General features: G+C 70.7%; 18 protein-coding genes. 7 read left to right on the top strand and 11 right to left on the bottom strand.

The features are described 5' to 3' along the window. Positions 1-174: 174 nt before the first annotated feature. The 3 genes from ACWGL3_RS21740 to ACWGL3_RS21730 form a co-directional block, all read right to left on the bottom strand. Positions 175-588: a VOC family protein gene (locus tag ACWGL3_RS21740; RefSeq protein ID WP_431061478.1), complete on the bottom strand. Its 414-nt coding sequence runs from the start codon at positions 586-588 to the stop codon at positions 175-177. A 235-nt stretch (positions 589-823) separates the two neighbouring features. Then, the gene (locus tag ACWGL3_RS21735) at positions 824-1,792 is read right to left on the bottom strand and encodes a zinc-binding dehydrogenase (RefSeq protein ID WP_267948083.1); all 969 of its coding nucleotides are present in this window, start codon (positions 1,790-1,792) and stop codon (positions 824-826) included. Between the two features lie 149 nt (positions 1,793-1,941). Beyond that, positions 1,942-2,694, bottom strand: a complete 753-nt coding sequence (locus ACWGL3_RS21730) for an NUDIX hydrolase (RefSeq protein ID WP_267948082.1) — start codon at positions 2,692-2,694, stop codon at positions 1,942-1,944. Between the two features lie 116 nt (positions 2,695-2,810). Here ACWGL3_RS21730 and ACWGL3_RS21725 point away from each other — a divergent pair, with 116 nt between their 5' ends. From ACWGL3_RS21725 to ACWGL3_RS21715, 3 genes are all read left to right on the top strand, one after another. Beyond that, entirely contained in the window at positions 2,811-3,593 is a 783-nt protein-coding gene (locus ACWGL3_RS21725) for a hypothetical protein (RefSeq protein ID WP_267948081.1), read from the top strand. A gap of 104 nt (positions 3,594-3,697) precedes the next feature. Then, positions 3,698-5,626, top strand: a complete 1,929-nt coding sequence (locus tag ACWGL3_RS21720; RefSeq protein WP_267948080.1) for a hypothetical protein — start codon at positions 3,698-3,700, stop codon at positions 5,624-5,626. 140 nt (positions 5,627-5,766) lie between these two features. Beyond that, positions 5,767-6,672 carry a 5'-methylthioadenosine/S-adenosylhomocysteine nucleosidase family protein gene (locus ACWGL3_RS21715; RefSeq protein WP_267948079.1) on the top strand — a complete coding sequence of 302 codons (906 nt, stop codon included), beginning with the start codon at positions 5,767-5,769 and terminating at the stop codon, positions 6,670-6,672. A gap of 63 nt (positions 6,673-6,735) precedes the next feature. On the opposite strand, the gene ACWGL3_RS21710 is transcribed toward ACWGL3_RS21715, so the two are convergent. The 7 genes from ACWGL3_RS21710 to ACWGL3_RS21680 form a co-directional block, all read right to left on the bottom strand. Continuing rightward, a complete protein-coding gene (locus ACWGL3_RS21710; protein ID WP_267948078.1) occupies positions 6,736-8,022 on the bottom strand; it encodes a PQQ-binding-like beta-propeller repeat protein in 1,287 nt (428 codons plus the stop codon). Positions 8,023-8,110: 88 nt separating this feature from the next. After that, a complete protein-coding gene (locus ACWGL3_RS21705; RefSeq protein WP_267948077.1) occupies positions 8,111-9,361 on the bottom strand; it encodes an outer membrane protein assembly factor BamB family protein in 1,251 nt (416 codons plus the stop codon). Between the two features lie 123 nt (positions 9,362-9,484). After that, complete coding sequence (locus ACWGL3_RS21700; RefSeq protein WP_267948076.1) at positions 9,485-10,564, bottom strand: outer membrane protein assembly factor BamB family protein; 1,080 nt, start codon at positions 10,562-10,564, stop codon at positions 9,485-9,487. Positions 10,565-10,749: 185 nt separating this feature from the next. Continuing rightward, positions 10,750-11,916, bottom strand: coding sequence for an outer membrane protein assembly factor BamB family protein (locus ACWGL3_RS21695; RefSeq protein WP_267948075.1), 1,167 nt, complete (start codon positions 11,914-11,916; stop codon positions 10,750-10,752). Positions 11,917-12,066: 150 nt separating this feature from the next. Further along, a complete protein-coding gene (locus ACWGL3_RS21690) occupies positions 12,067-14,487 on the bottom strand; it encodes a TPR repeat region-containing protein (protein ID WP_267948074.1) in 2,421 nt (806 codons plus the stop codon). 100 nt (positions 14,488-14,587) lie between these two features. Beyond that, positions 14,588-14,890 (bottom strand): hypothetical protein, encoded by a 303-nt coding sequence (locus tag ACWGL3_RS21685; protein ID WP_267948073.1) that lies wholly within the window; start codon positions 14,888-14,890, stop codon positions 14,588-14,590. Between the two features lie 295 nt (positions 14,891-15,185). After that, positions 15,186-15,737 carry an ATP-binding protein gene (locus ACWGL3_RS21680; protein ID WP_267948072.1) on the bottom strand — a complete coding sequence of 184 codons (552 nt, stop codon included), beginning with the start codon at positions 15,735-15,737 and terminating at the stop codon, positions 15,186-15,188. A 189-nt stretch (positions 15,738-15,926) separates the two neighbouring features. On the opposite strand from ACWGL3_RS21680, the gene ACWGL3_RS21675 reads away from it, so the two are divergent. The 4 genes from ACWGL3_RS21675 to ACWGL3_RS21660 all read left to right on the top strand — a co-directional run bounded on the left by ACWGL3_RS21675 (position 15,927) and on the right by ACWGL3_RS21660 (position 18,239). Then, complete coding sequence (locus ACWGL3_RS21675; protein ID WP_267948071.1) at positions 15,927-16,733, top strand: helix-turn-helix domain-containing protein; 807 nt, start codon at positions 15,927-15,929, stop codon at positions 16,731-16,733. Continuing rightward, the gene (locus tag ACWGL3_RS21670) at positions 16,730-16,912 is read left to right on the top strand and encodes a DUF397 domain-containing protein (protein WP_267948070.1); all 183 of its coding nucleotides are present in this window, start codon (positions 16,730-16,732) and stop codon (positions 16,910-16,912) included. The genes ACWGL3_RS21675 and ACWGL3_RS21670 overlap by 4 nt, the downstream gene beginning before the upstream one ends. A gap of 302 nt (positions 16,913-17,214) precedes the next feature. Beyond that, positions 17,215-17,763: a hypothetical protein gene (locus ACWGL3_RS21665; RefSeq protein WP_267948069.1), complete on the top strand. Its 549-nt coding sequence runs from the start codon at positions 17,215-17,217 to the stop codon at positions 17,761-17,763. Beyond that, complete coding sequence (locus tag ACWGL3_RS21660; protein ID WP_267948068.1) at positions 17,760-18,239, top strand: ATP-binding protein; 480 nt, start codon at positions 17,760-17,762, stop codon at positions 18,237-18,239. Before ACWGL3_RS21665 ends, ACWGL3_RS21660 begins: the two co-directional genes overlap by 4 nt. Before the next feature lie 248 nt (positions 18,240-18,487). Here the strand turns inward: ACWGL3_RS21660 and ACWGL3_RS21655 are convergent, their stop codons facing one another. Then, a complete protein-coding gene (locus tag ACWGL3_RS21655) occupies positions 18,488-19,318 on the bottom strand; it encodes an SDR family NAD(P)-dependent oxidoreductase (protein WP_267948067.1) in 831 nt (276 codons plus the stop codon). Between the last annotated feature and the right edge of the window lie 245 nt (positions 19,319-19,563).

The raw sequence follows: 19,563 nt of genomic DNA, 5'->3' as shown, positions 1-19,563 counted from the left end.
GCCGCGGGCGTCCCGGCCCTCCGGCGTTCCCGGGGCGCGCGGGCGCCGCGGGGCGTGCGGGCGCCGCGGGGCGTGCGGGCGCCGCGGGGCGTGCGGTGGATCGGCTCCCCCGCCTCCCGGGGCGCGGGCGCCGCGGGGCGTGCGGGTGCCGCGGGGCGCACCGTGCCCCGTCCGTCACGGGCCCGGGGTTCGGCGCGCGTCGAGCATCTCCAGGTAGTGGGAGTTGTACATGACCCCCAGCACGTTGCCGAACGGGTCGACCACCGACGCGGTGACGAAACCCGGGCCCCGTTCCGTGATCGGCTCGTACTCGGTCGCGCCCAGTCCGAGCAGGCGCCCGACGGCTCCCTCCACGTCGTCCACGTGCCAGAACACCACCGCTCCGCCCGGGCCCGGCCTCGCGGGGGCCGGGGCGTACCTGCGGTCGACGATGCCCAGTTCGTGCTGGTGGTCGCCGATCCGGAACTCGACGTAGGCGGGCGGCAGCCCCTGCCCCGGGCGCTCGAAGTACGGTTCGACGCCCAGGACCTCCGTGTACCAGTCGACGGCCTCGGTGACGTCGTCCGCCCACAGGCTGATGGTGCTCATTCCGCGCAGCATGGTGTGCCTCCGTGTCCTCGGCCGGACCCCGCCCGGCGTCTCCGGGACGAAGCTACGAGAAGAGGCGGTCATCCTCTGTCCTCGACTCCGCAACCCCTCGCCGGGACCCGGGACCGGTCGGGCGGTCCGTCCGGCGGAGGGTCCCGCCGGCCGGGACTCCGGGGGCGCGGCCCCCGGGACGGCCACGGCACGCGCCGCCCCGGGCGGAGCCGGCGGACGCGGGTCAGACCGTGAAGACGATCTTGCCGAAGTGGTCCCCGTCGAGCATCGCCCGGAACCCCTCCCGGGCCCGGTCCAGGGGCAGCACCCGGTCGATCTCGGGGCGCACGCCGGTGCGGGCGCACATCCGCGCCAGGGCGTCCAGTTCCTCCCGGGTCCCCATGGTGGAGCCGATGACCCGCAGCTGGAGGAAGAACACGCGGTTGAGTTCGGCGGAGGGGGCGTCGCCGCTGGTGGCGCCGCAGGTGATGACCGCGCCGCCCGGCTTGAGGGAGCGCAGGGAGTGGCCCCAGGTGGCCTTGCCGACCGAGTCGAAGACGGCGTCGACCCTCTCCGGCAGCCGCTCGCCCGTGGGCAGCGCCGCGTGGGCGCCCAGGGCGAGCGCCCGCTCCCTCTTGGCCCCGCTCCTGCTGGTGGCGTAGACGCGGTGCCCCACGTGGGACGCCAGCCGGATGAGGGCCGCCGACACCCCGCCGCCCGCGCCCTGCACGAGCACCGCGGAACCGGGCCGGAGGTCGGCCTTGCCGAAGAGCATGCTGTAGGCGGTGAGCCACGCGGTGGGCAGGCAGGCGGCCTCCTCGAAGCTCAGCTCCGGCGGCTTGGGCACCAGGTTGCGCCTCGGGACGGCGATCTTCTCCGCGAGACAGCCGTCGTAGACCTCCGAGAACAGCGACCGGCGCGGGTCGAGGGTCTCGTCGCCGCCGCCCGCCGCGGGGTCGCCGACGACGCCGTGCACGATGACCTCGTTGCCGTCCTCGTCGGTGCCGGCCGCGTCGGTGCCCAGGACCATCGGCAGGTGCTTCTCGCTGAGCGCCGTGCCCCGCAGGCTCCACAGGTCGTGGTGGTTGAGGGCGGCGGCCCTGACGTCGACCACGGTCCACCCCTCGCGGGGTTCGGGGTCGGGGCGTTCACCCGCCTCCAGGCCGGAGAGCGGGTCCTCGGGTGAGATGCGTGCTGCGGTGATAGCGAACATGTCCGTAGCCAACCACGGTGTCCGTTTCCCGTTCCACCCCGGGCCCGGGCGGACCCCGGCGCGTCGGGGCCCGGGCCCCGCCCCGCCCGCTCCGGGGGCGCCGGGCGCCGCTCCCCCGGCCGCGGGTGTCGCACGACGCGCCGTCCGCCTCACCCGCGGCCGGAACCGCCCCCGGCGCCCCGGCCGGCGATGTCACCGGAGCGCAGGAGCGGCGGGGACATCACGGCGGCCCCGCCGAACCGGTACAGGGCGGCCGGGCGGCCGGTCTCCGAGGTCCGGCGCTCCCCGGTGGGTTCGAGGAAGCCCGCCGTCCTCGTGACCTTGCGGCGGAAGTTGCTGGGGTCCAGCGCGATCCCCCAGATCACCTCGTAGACGTGCCGCAGGTCGCTGACCGTGAAGGGCTCCCGGCAGAAGCTCGTGGCCACCGTGGTGTACTCCAGCTTGGAGCGGGCCCGCTCGACCGCGTCGGCCAGGATCGCCCCGTGGTCGAAGGAGAGGCCGGAGTCCGCGCGCAGGGCCTCCCCCACCGGTGCCCAGAAGGCGCGGGCGGCGTCGGTCCCCGCCACGGGAGCGGGGAGGTCCGGTCCCAGCGCCAGGTAGGCGACGGTGATGACGCGCCCCCTCGGATCGCGGCCGGGGTCTCCGTAGGACCGCAGCTGCTCCAGGTGGAGCCGTCCGCCGTCCAGACCGGTCTCCTCCCGCAGTTCGCGCAGCGCGGCCTCGTCCAGCCCCTCGTCGGGGCGGACGTAGCCGCCGGGAAGGGCGCTGCCGCCGAGGAAGGGCTCCTTGCCCCGCTCGACGAGGAGCACGTGGAGGGCGTCGTCCCGGACCGTGAAGATGACGAGGTCGACCGTCACCGAGACGGGGAACCGGGGAACCGCTGGTGGAGCGCTGTGCGTCATCCGGCCAATCTACTAAAGGTCCCCTTGACCTGAAACAGATCACCCATTATGGTCAGGGTGACTAGAAAGTCTCCTGCCGAGTCGGGCCGGTCCGGAACCCCCACGAGGAGCCCACGTTGACGGAATTCATGCTCGGGGTCACCAGTTCGCTGGCCGCCACGGCCGTCACCGTCGGGCTCGGGGGCCTGCTGTCCCGACGTCTGCGCTGGTGGCTCCTGGCAGCGGTCGCCCGCCTGAGCGGGCTCGGAGTGCTGCGGGTCCACCGGCACCAGGACGACGCGAGGGCCGAGCTGTCCGGCGAGATCAGCCGGGCGCGCTGGCTCCGCGTCATGGTCGGGCGGGGGAACGAACTCACCCGGGACGGCTTCGCGCCGCTGTGGAACGGCGGAGGACGGCCGCCGGACTTCGTCCGGGTGCTCCTGCCCGACCCGGGCTCCGACCGGTCCTCCCCCACCGCCTCCCCGGAGGCGGAGGGGGAGGGTCCGGCGGGGCTCCCGGCCGGGAGCCGGGCCGGGTCCGCCCCGGGCCGCGCCCCCGGGGGCGGGGGTTCCTGGCTGGAGCGGAGGGAGGAGGAGCTCATCTCCCTCGACCCCGGTTTCGGCCGCGGCCTGCTCACCGAGCAGGTGCTGGCCAACTTCCACTACCTGTCCGAGGCCACCCGGGACCGGAAGAACACGGAAATCCGCTTCTACGACCTCCCGAACCTCTACCGTGTCATCGCCACCGACAACCTCGTCTTCCTCACGCTGTACCAGGGCGACGCGCACGGGCGGCACTCCCCCTGCGTGGTCGCCCACCGGTCCGGGGCCCTGTACGACTTCGCGCTGCGGATCTTCGACACCGCGTGGGAGTCCGCCAGGGTCCCCGGCGGCGCCCCCGCCACGACACCCGACCTGTAGGGAGCCCCCGGAGAGACCCGCAGCCCCCGCCCGGCCCTTCTCACGCCCCCATCCGTCCGAGACCGGACACCGGTGACCGGCGTCCGGGATCAGAAGGAGCCCCCGTGACCGAGCACATCCCCGAGCAGAGCAGGCGGCCCGCCGACCGCGTCCCCCCTCCTGCGACAGCGGCCCCGGCCGCCCCCTTCGCCGCGGCCCCCGCCGTGTGGAGCGTCGAGCACGCGGCGGGCGCCCCCGAGTACGACTCCACCGCCCGCCTGAGCTCCGCGGCCTGGCAGGACCCGGCCTTCCGTGCCGACGTCCTGCGCGAGCGGGTGGAGAACCCCTACCGCGCCGTGCCACGGGAGCCGGGCCTGGACGCGGTGCGCGTCGCCGAGGAGTGCCGGAGGGCCCGCCGTGTCCGGGCCACCGCGGGGGCGCTGTTCCTGGGCGCCGTCGCCGTCCTCTCCCTCTTCAACGTCCTGGCCTCGCTCACCGCCCTCGTCCTGGTCGGGGCCCTGGCCGCCGCGGCGCGCCGCCGCCGTGAGGGCGAGGACGCCTCGCGGCGACGCGGGGGGTGCCTGATCCTCCTGGCCGCCGCGGTGACCGCGGTCCTTCTGGTGGCCGTCGTCCTGCCGGTCCTCCTCCTGAGCGAGTCGGCGTTCCTCCTGGGGCTGGACTCGTACGGCTCAGGCCCGACGGAGATCTCCGAACCGGGCGGGCTCGGCGACGTCCTCCCCCTCTGGGCGGCGCTGCTGATCCTTCTCGGCGCCACCGTCGGCACCGGGTTCTGGGTCCGGCGGAGGACCAACGCCGCCCTCCACGCCATCCGCATGCGGGCGGAGCACCCGCGGAGGGACAGCGGTGTGGGCACCGTGCCGGTGGCCTTCTACAACGACCGCACCCCCTTCGTCGGCGTGGGCGAGCCCTACGCCTCCTGGCCCCTGACGCTCAAGCTCTTCCCCGACCGGGGCGGGGCGGAGGCGGCGGAGCACGGCGCCGGGGGCGCGGGGGGCGCGCACGCGTCCGCGGAGGACGTGTCCGCCGGCGCGGACGCGGAGGCCGAGCCGGGGAACGCTCCGGGAGCGGAGGACGCAGGCGCGGCCGTGGCGGGTTCGGCGCTGATCGAACGCCTCTACGACCGGCTGCGCACGGAGGTTCCCCGGCTCACAGGTACCGAGGGCATGGGAACGAGCACCCGCCGCGAGGTCGAGGTGGCCGACTGCGTGTTCCTGCCGGGTCGGCGCCAGGACGACATCACCCGGTTGGCCCCGGTACTGATCGACCAGCAGAGGTGGCGGCTGCGGGAGGAGTGGGTGGCCGGCTTCATCGACGCCTTCCACGAGCGCGCCCGCCACTTCGTGGAGATCGGCGTCAGCATGTGGGAGAGCCAGGTGGTGGTGACCTTCTTCGTCCGGCTGACCACCCAGGGCGGGCTGCTCAACATCGAGGGCGAGACGCTGGTCATGCCTCCGGTCTCCCCCGCCCACCAGGTCCCCGAGGGCCCCCTGCCGGTCGGCTCCGACCCCGCAGAGGTCGCGCAGCTGTTGTGGGCGGCGTTCACCGGGGTCCTGGAGGACCTCAGGGTGAACCCGGCGGAGGCCGTGGCCGCGGTCAGGTCCCGGAGCGCCGCCCTGGAGAACAGGAGGCTGTACTCCTGGGCCCGGGCGAACCGGGAGTTCTTCGACTACTCCCCCACGATGGGCGTCCGGCACCGGTCCGCCGCACCCGACCTGAGGCAGCTGTTCCAGGCCCACGACGTCGAGCGCGTCACCCGCGCCGTCCCGGAGAAGGTGCTCATCTGCGTCCGGGACGTGCTGCGGGAGGCGGGCTACGACACGGAACAGGTGCGCCGCATCATCAACAACGTCAACAACAACTACGGCAACCAGGTGTTCGGGACGCAGAACGCCGACGGGATGAACTTCGGTCCCGGCAGCACCACCGTCGACAAGGGAACCGGAACGGGGAGCGGGAGCGGCCGGAGCACGGTGCCCGCCACCGGCCAGGGGGCCGGCTCCGGGTCCGGCGGGGACGGCTCCGGCCGGAAGTAGGCGCTCGGGGCCGCGCACGGTCGCCCCCGGGCAGGGCCCGGTCGCGGTCCCGGCGGCACGGGCTCGCGGCCCGTCCGGCGGCCCGGCGGCCCGGACGCATGCACAGGGCATGGCAACGGACGAAGGTGTGGAGGCAGGACATGGACGGCACGAACCACGGCAACCAGGTGTTCGGGACGCAGAACGCCGACGGGATGAACTTCGGCCCCGGCAGCACCACCGTCAACAAGGGACCCGCCGCCCCCGAACCGTCGGTGGCGCCGTCCGCCGGTCGGCACGCCCGGCGCGGCACGCTCGCGGACGCGGTGGTGATCACCGCCATCGCGAGCGAGTACGCGGCGGTGGCGGCGCACCTGACCGGCCCGTTCGAGGAGCACGGCGAGAGCGGCACCCTCTACCGGATCGGCACGCTCGGCGGGGAGCGGCGGACGCGCCGGGTCGCCCTGGCCCAGGTCGGGCCGGGCAACGTCGACGCGGGTGTGTCGCTGGAGAGGGCGCGCACGGCCTTCGCGCCCGAGGTCGTCCTGTTCGTCGGTGTGGCCGGCGGCGTCAAGGACGTGCGGCTCGGCGACGTGGTGGTGGCCGACGCGATCTACGACTACGAGACGGGCAAGGAGGACGCGGAGGACTTCCGTTCGAGGGCGAAGACGGCGGCCCCGTCCCACGCCGCCGTGCAGCGGGCCATGGACGTGGTGTTCCGGCAGGAGTGGCCGGAGCGGGTGCTGACGGACCGCCTCCCGCAGCCGCCCCGGGCCTTCGTCAAGCCGGTGGCCTCGGGGAACAAGGTCGTCGCGGACCGGGACGCGCTCACCGCCGAACGGCTGCGCGAGCACTGCGGGGACGCGGTCGCGGTGGAGATGGAGGGCTACGGCTTCCTCCGCAGCGCCTACCTGTCCTCGGGCACCGACTCCCTGGTGATCCGGGGTGTCTCCGACCTGCTCAGCGGCAAGGACGAGGACTCCGACACCCGGTGGCAGCCCGTCGCCGCCGCCCACGCGGCGGCCTTCGCCGCCGCGTTCCTCGACCTCTTCCGATCCGAGGGGTAGGCCCCTCCCGCCGCCGGGTGCGGGGTGTACGCCCCGCGCCCGGCGGTTCCGGGCCGATCGGTCCTACTGCAGGCCCATGACCCCGCTGCTCCCGGAGTGGTCGATGTAGGAGACGGCGACGGCTCCCGGCACGACGACGGTCTGGTCCACCTCCATCGAGGCTTCCGCGTCCCACGAGAACATGACCGGAACGGTCTCCTCGAAGCCCTCGAAGGCGGCCAGTTCCGTCTCCCCCGCCCCGCCTTCGAAGAGGTCGCCCATGTGGAGTACACCGCCCTCCAGCCCGACCGTCTCGACGTCCCCCTGGAGCGCGTTGACGATCGCCGCGCCCGCGCCGGCCTGCTCGTCCCCCAGGCTCTCCCTCACGTCCGCGCCGATCTCCTGGATCCGGTAGCCGCGCGTACGCCCGTCCCACATCCCCAGGAGAGAGCCGTCCTCACTGGCCCAGAGGACTTCTCCCCCTTCCAGTGCCTCGACGTCACCCGTGGCGGCGTCGACGACCTGTCCGACCTGCTCATAGGGGTAGTAGGCGGTGACGATCCCGCTCTCGTGCACGGTGAGGTCGCGCTCGTGGGCGTCTCCGGGGAACATCCCCGCCGGCGCCTCCGTGCGCCACAGCTCGTCCCCCGTCGCCGGATCGAAACCCGCGAAACCCGACACGAACTCCTGCCCCTCGGTCATCTCGACCGGGTCCTCGCCCTCGGGCTGCTCGTAGCACGTGAAGGCAGCCACCAGGACGTCGTCCGTCGCGGCGGTCCGGTCGACGCTGCCGACGTCGTCGCACCCGGCGACGCCCGGGACGGACCATGCGGGCTCGTCGCTGCCCAGCTCATGGGCGACCAGGTCCTCGTCGCCCTCCACCGTGATCCAGTGCTCACCGGTGACGCCGGCCAGACCTCCCCTGACCGGACCGGACGCGCTGTCCCCGTCCCGAAGTTCGTAGTCGTGGACGGACTCACCCGTGGAGAGGTCGACGACGAGCATCCTCGGCGGCGCCTCCGTGTCGTCGGGGTCCAGGACCTGGAGCACGAAGTACCGCCCCTGGCCCGCCACCGCACCGAACACCTCGCTTCCAGGCACCCGGTGCTCCCACATGACTCCGCCGTTCTCCCCGGAAAGCCCGATCACCCCGTCGTCCACGAGGGCGGCGACTCCGCCGGGAACCGCGTGGACGCCGGCGAGGTCGGCGACGCCCTCGGGCGCCTCCCACGTCCACGCCACACCGCTGACGGAGCCCGGACGGTCGAGGTCCCGTATCTCCTCCGCGCCGCCCGACCCTGCTGAGCCGCCCGCACCGCAGGACGTGAGGAGAAAAGTGGTCACCACGGCGACGGCTGCCCCGTATCTCACGGAGGGGTGTCCTTTCGGAGTTCTCATGTCACAGGTGCAGGGCCGGTCCCCGGGCGCCTGGCCCCGGCACGGCCGGGAACGGGAGCCCTCACTGGTAGGCGACCAACTGCGTAGGGTCCGGGGACCTTCCGTCCACCAGCACCACCGCGCCGGGAACCTCGACCACCTGCCCCGTGAACCTGTCGAAGTAGTCGCCGGCCTCGATCGGGAAACCGGGGTCGAGCACCTCGGTCTCAGCACCGCCCCACGGCGTGAAACCCAGAGCCAGCCCGGAGGCGGCGCCGTCCTCCTCCAGACCCTCCACGCTCACCAGGCCGTCACCGAGAGGGAGGACGTCCTCCTCGCTCAGCAGCGACCCGCCCGAACGCTCGGAAAGCTCGACGGACTCCACCGTCTCCAGGTCCATCCCGAGCAGGTCATAGCGATCGCCGGCCGCGAAGTTTCCATCCCAGGCCAAGATTTCACCACCGAACATTCCCACCACGGTTCGCTGAGTGCTGGCAAGGATCTCCCCGTCCGGGACGTTGATCACGTGTGCCTCCGGTAGGTCTCTGCCCTCGAGAAGCAGTGCATTCCCCTCCACCTCGATCGAGGCACTGGGGAAGGTGCCGACCGATTCGTGGGTGAATTCCTTTCGCCACACTTCTTGTCCGTCAGCGAGGTCCAGGGCGACCACCGCCGTAGTCACTTCCAGCGGGTCCTCGAACCGCTCAGGGCTGCATACGACGAGGACGAGCAGCAGCGAGTCGTGGATGAGGGAGTCCGGCTGCTGGGACGCAAGCCCGGGATCGGCCTCACATGTGAGGGGGGCCTCCTGCTCCCATCGTTGATCTCCACTGGCGACATCGATGACCGAGAGAGGTCGGTACTCCTCCACCACACCCGGAGGCCGGTGTACTCGCTCGGCCTCACTCGCCGACCACAAGTCCCAAGGCGCGAACCCTTCTCGGACCCGGAACTCACCTGTGGAGTCGCCGCTGTCCGCGTCGAGCATCAACGTCTCTTCAGGCGGTTCGTCGGAACTCGGCCCCCTGGCCACGAGAAGAGAAGCGCCGTCCACGGTGAGACCGGCGGCGAATGCCTCCTGCTCGGGCACAAGGTAGCTCCAGACCTCCTCGCCGGTACCACCGTGGAGAACCGCGACGCCCGTGTCCATGAACACCGCTGCCCCCATGGCAACGGGTTCGACGGCCAGGATCTCTCGCTCGGACGGGGTCTCCCACTCCCAGCCGATTCCGCTCACCGACGCGACGGCCGAGGGTTCTGAGACCTCCTCCGCGCCGCCCGCTTCACCGGGGAAGGAGCAGGAGCAGGTGAGCAGAGAAAAGGAGATCAGCACAGGACCAGCGGCTGAGGCGAAAAAGGGCCTCCTGCCTGAGGAAACCGTATTCACACCACGGGACACCGATCATCCTTTCTCCGCGAAGAGCACTTCTTGGCACAGCACGAGGGGACGGGCCCGCTACGAGAAAGCCTCCTCGACCTCGACCAGCAGAGCCGAGACATAGCCGGGTGCCCCCACCGTCCACTGACGGGGGTTCTGCACGAGCTCACCGTCGATCAACAGAGACTCGTCGATGTCCTCCACGGAGAAGGGAACGCCGTCCTCCTCGACCAGCCACCGGACCGCACCCAGGAGGACATAGTCATGCATGTTTCCCCGCGGGGCCGAGTGCAGGACGAGCTCTCGAGGGGCCGCCTCGAAGTCCTCCAGGGGTTGGGCAGCGTACTCGCCAACCCCCGGCGCGCTCCGCCAGGGCTCGGGAACGAACGGCTCGACGCCATTGGTCTCGCTCCCGTGCACGAAGAGGAACTCACCGCTCAGTTCTTCGTCGAACATCCGGAAGACCGGGTCCTCCGGGCCTCCCGGGACCGTGTGCTCATGCACCACGTTCACCCGGGGCGCCTCGGCTCCCGCCCAGGTCTGCTCCCAGAACGGTTCACCGGTACCGCCGTCGAGCATCGCGGCGTGCGCCGTGCCGTCCGCCTCGCAGGCATAGGCCACCAGCAGCTGGATCCCGGCAACAGCGACATCGATGTCCTCCGCGTCCCCGCCGGAGCACGTACCGGTGAGGCTGTGCTCCCACGCGACCTCGCCGTCAGCGGTCCGCCTGGCCGTCAGTGTCCCCCCGGGGCTGGCCGTCACCCATACATCACCCAGCAATCGGCCCTCACCCGGGACCGCCTCGCCCCGGGCGGTGTAGGACTCCAGGACCCGGCCGCGCTCTGCGTCCAGCACAGTGACCTGCTCGCCGGACACGGGCCCCACGTCGGCCCCGTACCTCACCAGTACGGTCTCTCCGGTGCTCTCCACGGAAACGTCGCTCACAGGCTCGGGGATCTCGTGCCGCCAGGCCTCCGCCACCGGGTCCACCCCGAAGGAGACGACCTGGTCGTCGAGCAGGGCGAGCACACCGGAGCCGGTGGCCAGCAACTCCGTGGCAGGGCCTCGCGGATCGTCCGCCAGGAACTCCTCCACCGCCTCGACCTCGGCCATGGTGAACGCGCCTCGCGCGTCGTCGGCCACCTCGGCATCCGCCACCGTCTCACCCTGAGCCGCACACCCCGCTCCGAGCAGAACCACAGCAAGCCCGGCAGCCGCATATCCCCACCGGTCCACCAGTCGCACCTGCGTCACGCCTTCACCTCAGGTCTCACTGACAACGCCCGCGAGCACGGCCGCTGAGGCAGATCTGGCTCCAAGGGCACAAGCGCCTCGACCGTCCTCTAACGCAGTCCGATGACACCGCTCCGTCCTTCGTCGTCGGTGTAGGAGACCGCGACGGCACCCGGTACGGACACGGCGTCGTGGACCTCCGTCATCTGCGCGTCCCGGTCGATCGTGATCTCGGAAGCACCCTGGAAGCCGGTGAAGTAGGCCAGCACCGGCGCATCCGCCCCTCCTGCGACCTCCTCCGCCAGGTACAGGACTCCGTCCTCCAGACCGAGGAACCCACCGCCGCTGACGGTGGGCTCGGGCACGGCCCCGGTCTCCTCCACGAGGCTCGTGAGAGCCTCACCGGAACGATCCTCGTGTCGGTAGTCCCTGGACTCGGCGTGCCAGACCCCCAGTGTGGAGCCGTCGGAACTCGACCACAGGACGTCGTTCCGCCCGAGATCCGTCACGTCACCGGTGGAGGGGTCGACCAGCTGGTGGACCTCTGCGTAGGGGTATTCGACGACGATCAAACCGCTGTCCTGAACCGTCAGGACCCTGCCGTGTGAGTCTGCCGGGAACAATCCGAGCTGGTCCTCGGACCGCCACAGCTCCTCACCGGTGGTGGGATCGAGCCCCACCAGACCTGAGACGAACTCCTGCCCCTCCGTCATGTCGACCGGGTCCTCACCTTCTGGCTGCTCGTAACAGGTGAAGGCGGCGACCACGACGTCGTCGAGGACCGCGAGGTCGTCGACGGAGCCGACGTCCGTGCACCGCGCCAGGTCTGCCGTGGCCGACGACCACAGGATTTCGCCGTCCTCCCACTGGTGGGCGGTCACACCGGTCTCGTCCTGGACGGCCCAGATGTCGCCCGTGACACCGCTGAGGGACTCTCCGATCTGCGGGGCGAAGCCGACGCGTTCGACAGCCTCGACGCCGCTGGAGTCGAACTCGTGCACGATCTCGCCGGTGCCCGAGTCGAGAACGGTCAGTTCCGTCCCTCCCGTGCCCGCCCCGGTGTCACCCTCCGACCGGAGCACGACGTGGCGGCCGTCGTCGGAGACGTTTCCCGAAACCTCCCTCTCGGAGACCCGGTACTGCCAGAGCTCCTCACCGGTCTCACCGGACAGGACGACGACTCCGGCTGCTTGCAGAACCGCCACACCACCGGGCACCGGGAACACCGCCGACCGTGAGCCGTCCGGCGCGGTCCAGTCCCACGCGACCTCGCTCACGGCCGGCCGGTGATCCAGCTCTACGACGGATTCCGTGACTTCATGCCCTTGAGAAGAACACCCGACAAGGAAAACCGGGAGAAAGAAAATAGAGAATCGAATTCGCACGGAACTTCCAGGTCGATAAAGCCAAGCCATGTCTTGATCCACTCAGTTTTCAGGTCTCCACACAGAAACCGACTCCCATTTGTCACCAGTCCTGTCAAACGCACTCAGATAGTTGTGGACCGCATTCGCCATACTCCCCTCACCGTCCAGCCAGGGTCGCTCGTCCAAGCTGTCGAACACAGTCTGGAATGTGCCGTCTGTATTCTTCCCCTCCCACTGCGCATGGTCTAGAGGAACGTACCGGCTCCCTCCATCGTCCTCCTGAACCGCTCCCGCCTCCACTAGCTCGTCCATGAGATCGGGATCAGCGTTTGCCGCAGCGGAGATGGCAAACCCCATCAGCTTCTCATCATGAGCCCAGTCTTCAATAACGGGAACCCTGGTCCCCTCCGGATTCTCAGGAATCGACAGGGACTCCTTGGCGGCAAACTTTGCCATCTCCACAACGAAACCGGAAACATTTCCATCCCCAGCCAGGCCGCCAATGACATCCACTGCCGCACCCGTCACCTTGTTATGGTAAGCAGCAGCATCATTGTGGACGTCCGAACGAATTGCGCTTTCGTTCATGAGCGCATTATCGACGAGCCCCTGCAGGCTCCCGGCGAGCACCGTGGGCGTATGATCCCTCTCGCCACTACTGTTGGCATAGTCTTCCATCCGCTCCGCCGTGTGCATGGAAACCTCTCCGTACACCCGCGCAGCCGCATCCGGATCGCCCATGATGAACTGAGTGAACGCCAATCGACTCTCCGCCGAGAGTTCAACGCGATCAAGCTCGTCATTCCAACCATGAGAGACATCCTTATTTCCCGGAAGCCCATCCGAATCCGAGAATTCATCCATATAGGAAATAAAGATATCCCCGAACCCGTCAGCCAGTTCTCCGTTCAGGTAACCAGCTGATACGTCCATCCAGAGAACTTCCTCCTCGGAGTCCCCCTCGCCGACGATTTCTTCGAGGTTATGTCCGGTCGCGAAGATGGCTTCCTGGAATGCGGGGTCCTCCATCGTCGCCATCAGGCTCGCGAGGGCGGTCCCCCGGATCTCGTCTGTGACCCCGCCGACGTCCACGCCCCTGCTCTGGCCGATCCAGTCGGTGATGCCGCTCACCGCGGCGCCGTCGTCCGGCCAGTTGTGGGTGTAGAAGGTCTCCAGGATCTTCTCCGGGGTGAGGTCCCCGTGGCTCTCGTGGTGCTGGAACTCGTTGCCCTCGAAGTCCTCGCCCGTCAGGATGATGTAGTTCGCCTCGTCGTTGCGGGAGGCGACGTCGATGACGTTCTGGAAGTGCTCGTCCCCCGGCTCGCCGGCGGCGAAGTAGGGGACGTCGAGCGTGGCGGCCACGGTCCCCATCAGCGTGGTGGAGAACTCCGTTCCGCCCTGTATCCCTGGCCCGGCGCTGTCGAGGAAGTTGCTCAGCGTCGTGAAGGGCTGCCCCCAGTCGCTGTAGGCGTCCATGAAGCCGGAGAGTTCCGAGTCGTGGTTGATGCTGTTGACATCGGGGAAGTCCGGCACGTCCATGACGTCGACGACGTCCTGGGGGAGCCTGTCCATGCCGCCGCCGATGTTCTCGTCGGAGAGCACGAGCATGGAGTTCGCCAGGTTGCGGCTGATGTCCCCGCGCAGCGAGTCGCTGATGTGCTCGCTGGAGTTCACCTGGTCCATGAAGGCGAGGAAACCGGGGTCGTCGCTGTCGACGGCGCCGAGGTCCCCGAAGAGCGTCTCCAGGAACTCGATCTCGCCGTCCAGGAGCTCATCGCCGTTCTGCTGGGCGGTCTGCGCCCGCGCGACCACGTTCCCGATGAGGGCGAGGAACTCGGGGTGGTCCTCCAGCGCCTCGATGCTTCCGTCGTAGCCGTGCAGGACCGCGTCCCGGATGTGGATCGCGATCGTCTCGGCCTGGCTCTCGTCGACGTAGAAGTAGTTCAGGTCGTTGGTGGTGTAGAAGCCGATGAGGCCGTACTCCCCCAGGTGCCCGCCCTCGGCCAGCGCACGGATGTTCTCGGGGGTCGGGCCGCCGCGCAGCAGCTCCTCGGACTCGTCGCAGCGGGTCTCCAGGTCCCGCCACGCACGCTCGGCGTCCAGGTTGTGGGAGTCGACGATCTGCTGAACGATGGTGAGGTTGTCGGGCTCGCTCGCATTGCCCAGTGCGGTCGAGAGGTTTCCCTTGATCTCCTCGATCCTGTCCTCGTACCACTGGACGTCCGTGCTGATCTTGTCGAGCACGCCGTAGGCGTGGGTGCACGCCATCATGGAGCTGCTCCAGGAGGAGTGGTTCTCCTCGGCGGCGCTCCTCAGACCCTCCCCGACCAGGTCCGTGAACTCGAACCCCACCGGCTGGGTGATGGTGTTGTACTCGCCGGATCGGCCGCTGATCGTGGCGTGCAACTCCTCGAAGGTGCTTCTGGCCGACGCGACGACGCCTCGGTCGATCTCGCATTCGGTGTAGCTGAGCGCGGACAAGGGGGACTCCAAAAACGCTGGGGGTACGGGAGGGATGTGGGGTGCGGGGGGCCGAGGAACCCCGGGGGCAGGGGGAGCGGAGGTCGGGGGCGCGGGGCCTCTAGAAGGGCTGTGGGCCGTTGATCGGGATGTGGTACTCCTCCGCCGCTTCGAGGTCCGTCACGGCGGCTTCGTAGGAACCGTCCTGGATGTTCTCCGCGAGGATCCTCGCGTGCTCCTTGACGTCGACCATGTGCTGCGCGTGGTCCTCCCCGAAGGAACCCCAACCGGTGATGCCCGGCGCGGGGCTCACCGCGCTCTTGGCCGCCTGGACCGCCTCGTCGAAGTCGGTCGGCAGGTCCCTGAGCCGGCCCGCCGCGTCCGCCGAGGCCGAGCCGCCCGCATAGGCGTCGTCCGCGTTCACACCAGTGCCACCGGACACAGGCTCACCCACTTCCCTGTTCTGAGTTGCGAAGACGTTCCGGCACAACCGGAACCATCAGCCGTATTCAGTCGATAATCGGAACCCAAGATATCCAGCCCCGAAGGCGGTTCGGGCGGACGGTCCCCTGTTCGGAGGCATGGTTGACGGTGTGGCCGGAAGTGGCCACGGGGATGGTGGGGGCCCGTGTCGCGTGCAAGCACGGAAGGGGAGGGCCGCCCTCACGGCCCTCCCCTCCGTCTCCTCTTCCCCTCCCATGGGTGTCCTCGGGCCGTGGTCAGCCGACTCCGCGCCGGGCCGGAACCCCGGCGGCTCGTCCGCCGACCCCCGGAGTGCCCTGCGGCCCCGCCCCCTCCACCTCGTCCACCGGAAGGGGAACCCGCGGGTCGACGAGCGCCCACACGGTGAGCGGGTGTCCGGGTTCGCCGGTCCACCCCCAGTCGGCGGCCAGCCGTTCCACCAGGAGCAGGCCGAAGCCGCCGCCCACCTCGGGGACGCTGTGCGGCGCGCCCGCGGGGGCGCCGTCGTCGGTCACGGCGACCCGGAACACGCCCCGGCTCTCCGACATCTCCATGCGCACCCGCCCGCACGGCCGCCCCGAGGCGCTGTGGCGCAGGGCGTTCGTGTGGAGTTCGGAGAGGACGGCCATCAGCGGGTAGGCGCGGTCGTGGCCGAGCCTGGTCCCGTTCCGGCACCAGGCGCGCGCGGAGGCCACCTGTTCCGGCAGCGGCCCCCAGCTGACCGTGCGGACGCCCGGAACGCGGGGCGCGATCCTCCGGGGGAGTTCCGCCCGCCACCGGTCCCCGCCGCGCCCGTGCCCGCTGTTCATCGCCGTCACTCCCTTGACCTGGGCTTCGCCGTCCTTGGTCAGCTTGGCGAGGGGCCGTGTCCTCCGCCTCCTCCCGTGGCGTTTCCGCGAAAGTCCATTCGCGCGGATGGAGTTCTTGCGAAACTCCATCGGGTGAACGGAAATCACGGTAGTACCGTTTTGTCCCTTTCTTGTGTGCAAATATCAGGCATGACGAAGGCGATCACGGATGTCCGCGAGCGGTGGGGCGCGATCCTCAAGGAGCGTCGCGACGCCGCCAGACTGACCCAGGAGACGCTGGGCCGGGCCCTGGGTGTGAAGGGTTCGGCGGTGTCCAACCTGGAGTGCGGCCGGACCTCTCCGACCGAGGACGTCCTCGCGACGCTGGACGAGGCCCTGGGCACGGGTGACGAGCTGGCGAGGCTGTGGGACGACCTGTCCAGGGCGGGCAAGATCCCGTGGCTGGGCCAGATGGAGGACCTGGAGAAGAAGGCCGCCTCCATCCTGGAGTTCCACCCGTTCCTGGTGCCCTCGCTGCTCCAGACCACGAGCTACGCGACGGCGGTCATGCGCGCCGTCACGCCGTGGGAGCCGCCGGCCAGGACCGAGGCGAGCGTGCGGGACCGCATCGCCCGGGGCGAGCGCTTCCAGAGTGCGGAGACCCCCGTGATGATGGTGGTGATCGGCCGGGCGGTTCTGATGGAGCCCGTCGATTCCGGGCCGATCATGCGCGAGCAGCTCCAGCACATCCACGCTCTCGCCGGAAGCGAGCGGATAACCTTGCAGATCACGGATGAACCCCTGCATCCCGGGCTGGTCGGCCCGTTCACCGTGCTCGACCCCTCCCCCGACCGGGAGATCGTGTACGCGGAGTCGGCCTACAAGGGCCAGTTCGTGCACGACGCCGACGCCGTGGGAGAGTTCAAACTGAGGTTCCACCGCCTGCAGGCAGCGGCGATGTCCCCGGCGCGGTCGCTGCGGCTGGTCGAAGAGACGATTGAGGGATTCCCGCCATGAGTGACGTCCAGTGGCACAAGAGCAGCTACAGCGGAGGCTCGCACCAGAACTGCGTCGAGGTCGCCGAGGGCCCGGCCGCCACCCTGGTCCGCGACACCCAGAACCGCGACCTCGGGCACCTCAGCTTCGGCAGCCCCGTCTGGTCCGGGTTCCTCGCGACCGTCAAGGGCGACCGCTAGCCGACCCCGTACGACGACGGCCTCCGCTCCCCCCGGGGAACGGGGGCCGTTCTGCGTTCAACACCCCAAGAGACCCATTCGCCACTTTCGCGAGAAATGCTCTTCCACCCACCCCACCTGGGATAACATTCCCCCCGCCAACTTCCCCCGCCTTTCTTCCCCGAAAAGCCCCCACCCCCACCCCGCCCCCTCTACTCTGGCCTCGAACACACAACTCAACAGCCAAATGGCCCCGCGACGGATACAACCGCCCGGGGCCGTGGCCAGCAACTTCAACACTTTTACAGACAAGGATTGCCAGCATGCGCCAGTTTAGCGCTGCCCTTCTGAGCCGTGCCCTCGGCCCGCTCACGGCCCTCCTCACACCCCCGCGCGGACGCCACTCCGCTGCCGCCGCGCGCCGTCGCCGCCGCTCCACCCGCGTCCGCCGCTACGCGCCCGTCCCCGCTCCCGCCCCCGCGACGGTCGGGGCCGTCTCGCCTCCGCAGGCCGTCCCGGTCGCCGGGTCCTCGAATCCGCTCCTCCCCGCGCCCCGCCTGACGCCTCCGCCCGAGCGGCTCCCCGCCGACGAGCTCGCCCCCGTCCGGCCCTACTTCGATGCCCACGAGCACGAACTCGACCGTGTCCGGGAGGAGGCCGCCGCGCGCCTGCGCCGCTGGACCGCCAGGGCCGCTCCTCCGCCCGGGGACCTGCTCGCCACGGCCCCCTTCGCCCCGGCCCCGGCCCCGGTCGCGGTCCCCGCGCCGCGCGCGCCCCTGGCCGCCTGCGAGGACCCCGACGACTGGCGCGCCTTCGCCCGCCTGACCCGCGTCTGGCTCGACCAGCAGGCCCGCAAGGACGTGGCGGCATGAGGCCCCTCGTCCACTGGGAGCACCGCATGTACTCCGGCGACTTCCGCGAACTCCCCCTGGTCCGGGCGCACCTCGCCCACGACCTCGCCGGGTTCGACCCGGACCTGGTCGGGACCCTCCAGCTGTGCCTGTCGGAGCTGTTCGCGAACACCCTCAAGTACACCGACTCCGGCACCGCGCACGGGGAGGTCCTGCGCGCCCTGTCCATGCCCGACCGCGCCACGCTGCGCCTCTCCGTCAGCGACTCGGGAGGCGGTGACGGCGTCCCGCGCATCCCGGCCGGGCGCAGCGACGACGAGTGGGGCCAGGCCGAGGGGCAGCGGGGCCTGCTGCTGGTGGAGAACCTGTCGCGGAGGTGGGGCCATCACCCGCTCGGGCCGTGGGGCGACCTGGGCACCGGCGTGTGGGCCGAGTTCGACGCGGACCCGGACGCCGTCCCGTCCGGCCTGCGCCCCTACGTCTTCACCCACGACTGACGTGCTCCGGGCCGGGCGGGAGCGCGCCCCCGCCCGGCCCGGTCGCGGGGCAGCTGCCCCGCGACCGAAAGGGTGCGAGGCCCCGCGACCGCCCGACCGAAAGGGTGCGCGGCCCCGCCCCTCCTCCCCGCCCCCTCCGCCGTGATCTTGTACCTATAGCGAGATTCGGCGCCGAGAACGTCTATAAGTACAAGATCATCCAGGTCAGGGGCTCACGCGCCCCACCCGCAACGGTTCCGGCCAGCCCCTCAGAAGGGGCTATCGGCCCCGGTCAGCTCCAGGCTCGCCTTCCACAGGTCCTGGACGGCCTGCTCGTCGTAGGCCTGGCCGTTGGCGCGCATCTCCTCGGTGCCGTTGAAGAAGAGTCCCGTGGTCCCGGACAGCTCCGGGTCGGTGACGAGCCGGCGGGTGGCGGCCACCCCCTGCTCCAGGGTGTCGACGCTGTGGTCGGTCATGTCCCGGACGATCTTGGTCGGCATGAAGGTCGCGGGGTGCAGGCTGTTGACCGTGACCTCGTCGGCGGGCAGCCGCGCGGCCAGCGCGAAGCCGGACATGATCTGGGCGAGCTTGCTCTGGCGGTACGCCCGGGTCCCGGTGTAGTCGCGCTCCAGCATCAGGTCGTCGAAGTCGAGCGGGGTCTGGCCGAGGGAGGCGACGTTGACGACACGGGCCGGGGCCGAGTCGCGCAGCAGCGGCAGGAGTTCGAGCGTGAGCAGGAAACCGGAGAGGTAGTTGACGGCGAGGCGCAGCTCGTGTCCGTCGGAGCTGGTGCGGCGGTCGCGCCCGTCCGGCTCCCCGGACCCGATACCGGCGTTGCTCACCAGGACGTCGAGGCGGCTCTCCGTGGCACGGATCTCGGCGGCCATGCGGCGGACCTGGCCGAGGTCGGCCATGTCCGCGACCACCGTGCGCGGCCTGGCCGCGCCGCCCGACCCGATCCGGTCCGCGATCCGGTCGAGTTTCTCCCGGCTGCGCCCGTGGAGGACGAGGTCGACGCCGTCGGCCGCCAGGTCTTCGGCCAGGCCGAGGCCGAGGCCGTCGGTGGCGCCGGTGATGAGGACGGTGCTGGAACGGGTCACTGCGGATCTCCTGATTCGCTGGCTGTACCGGCGGGGGCGGGGCGTCTGCGCGGGGACGGCGGGGCGTTCGTCGGCGGGGCCGTCTCCCGGGCCGCCGTGTGCCCACCACGCGACACCATAAGGCATCGAACCCGTTATCGAGAGCTGTCACCCCCGCGCCGGACGTCCGCGCCCTGATCGGCACGGCGACACGCCGCCCCGGCCCTGGCGCCATCCCCGAGAAACAAGTGGGGGCGGGACGCGTG

It is taken from the genome of Nocardiopsis sp. NPDC055824 (assembly GCF_053616335.1).
This window is presented reverse-complemented; position numbering and strand designations above follow the sequence as displayed.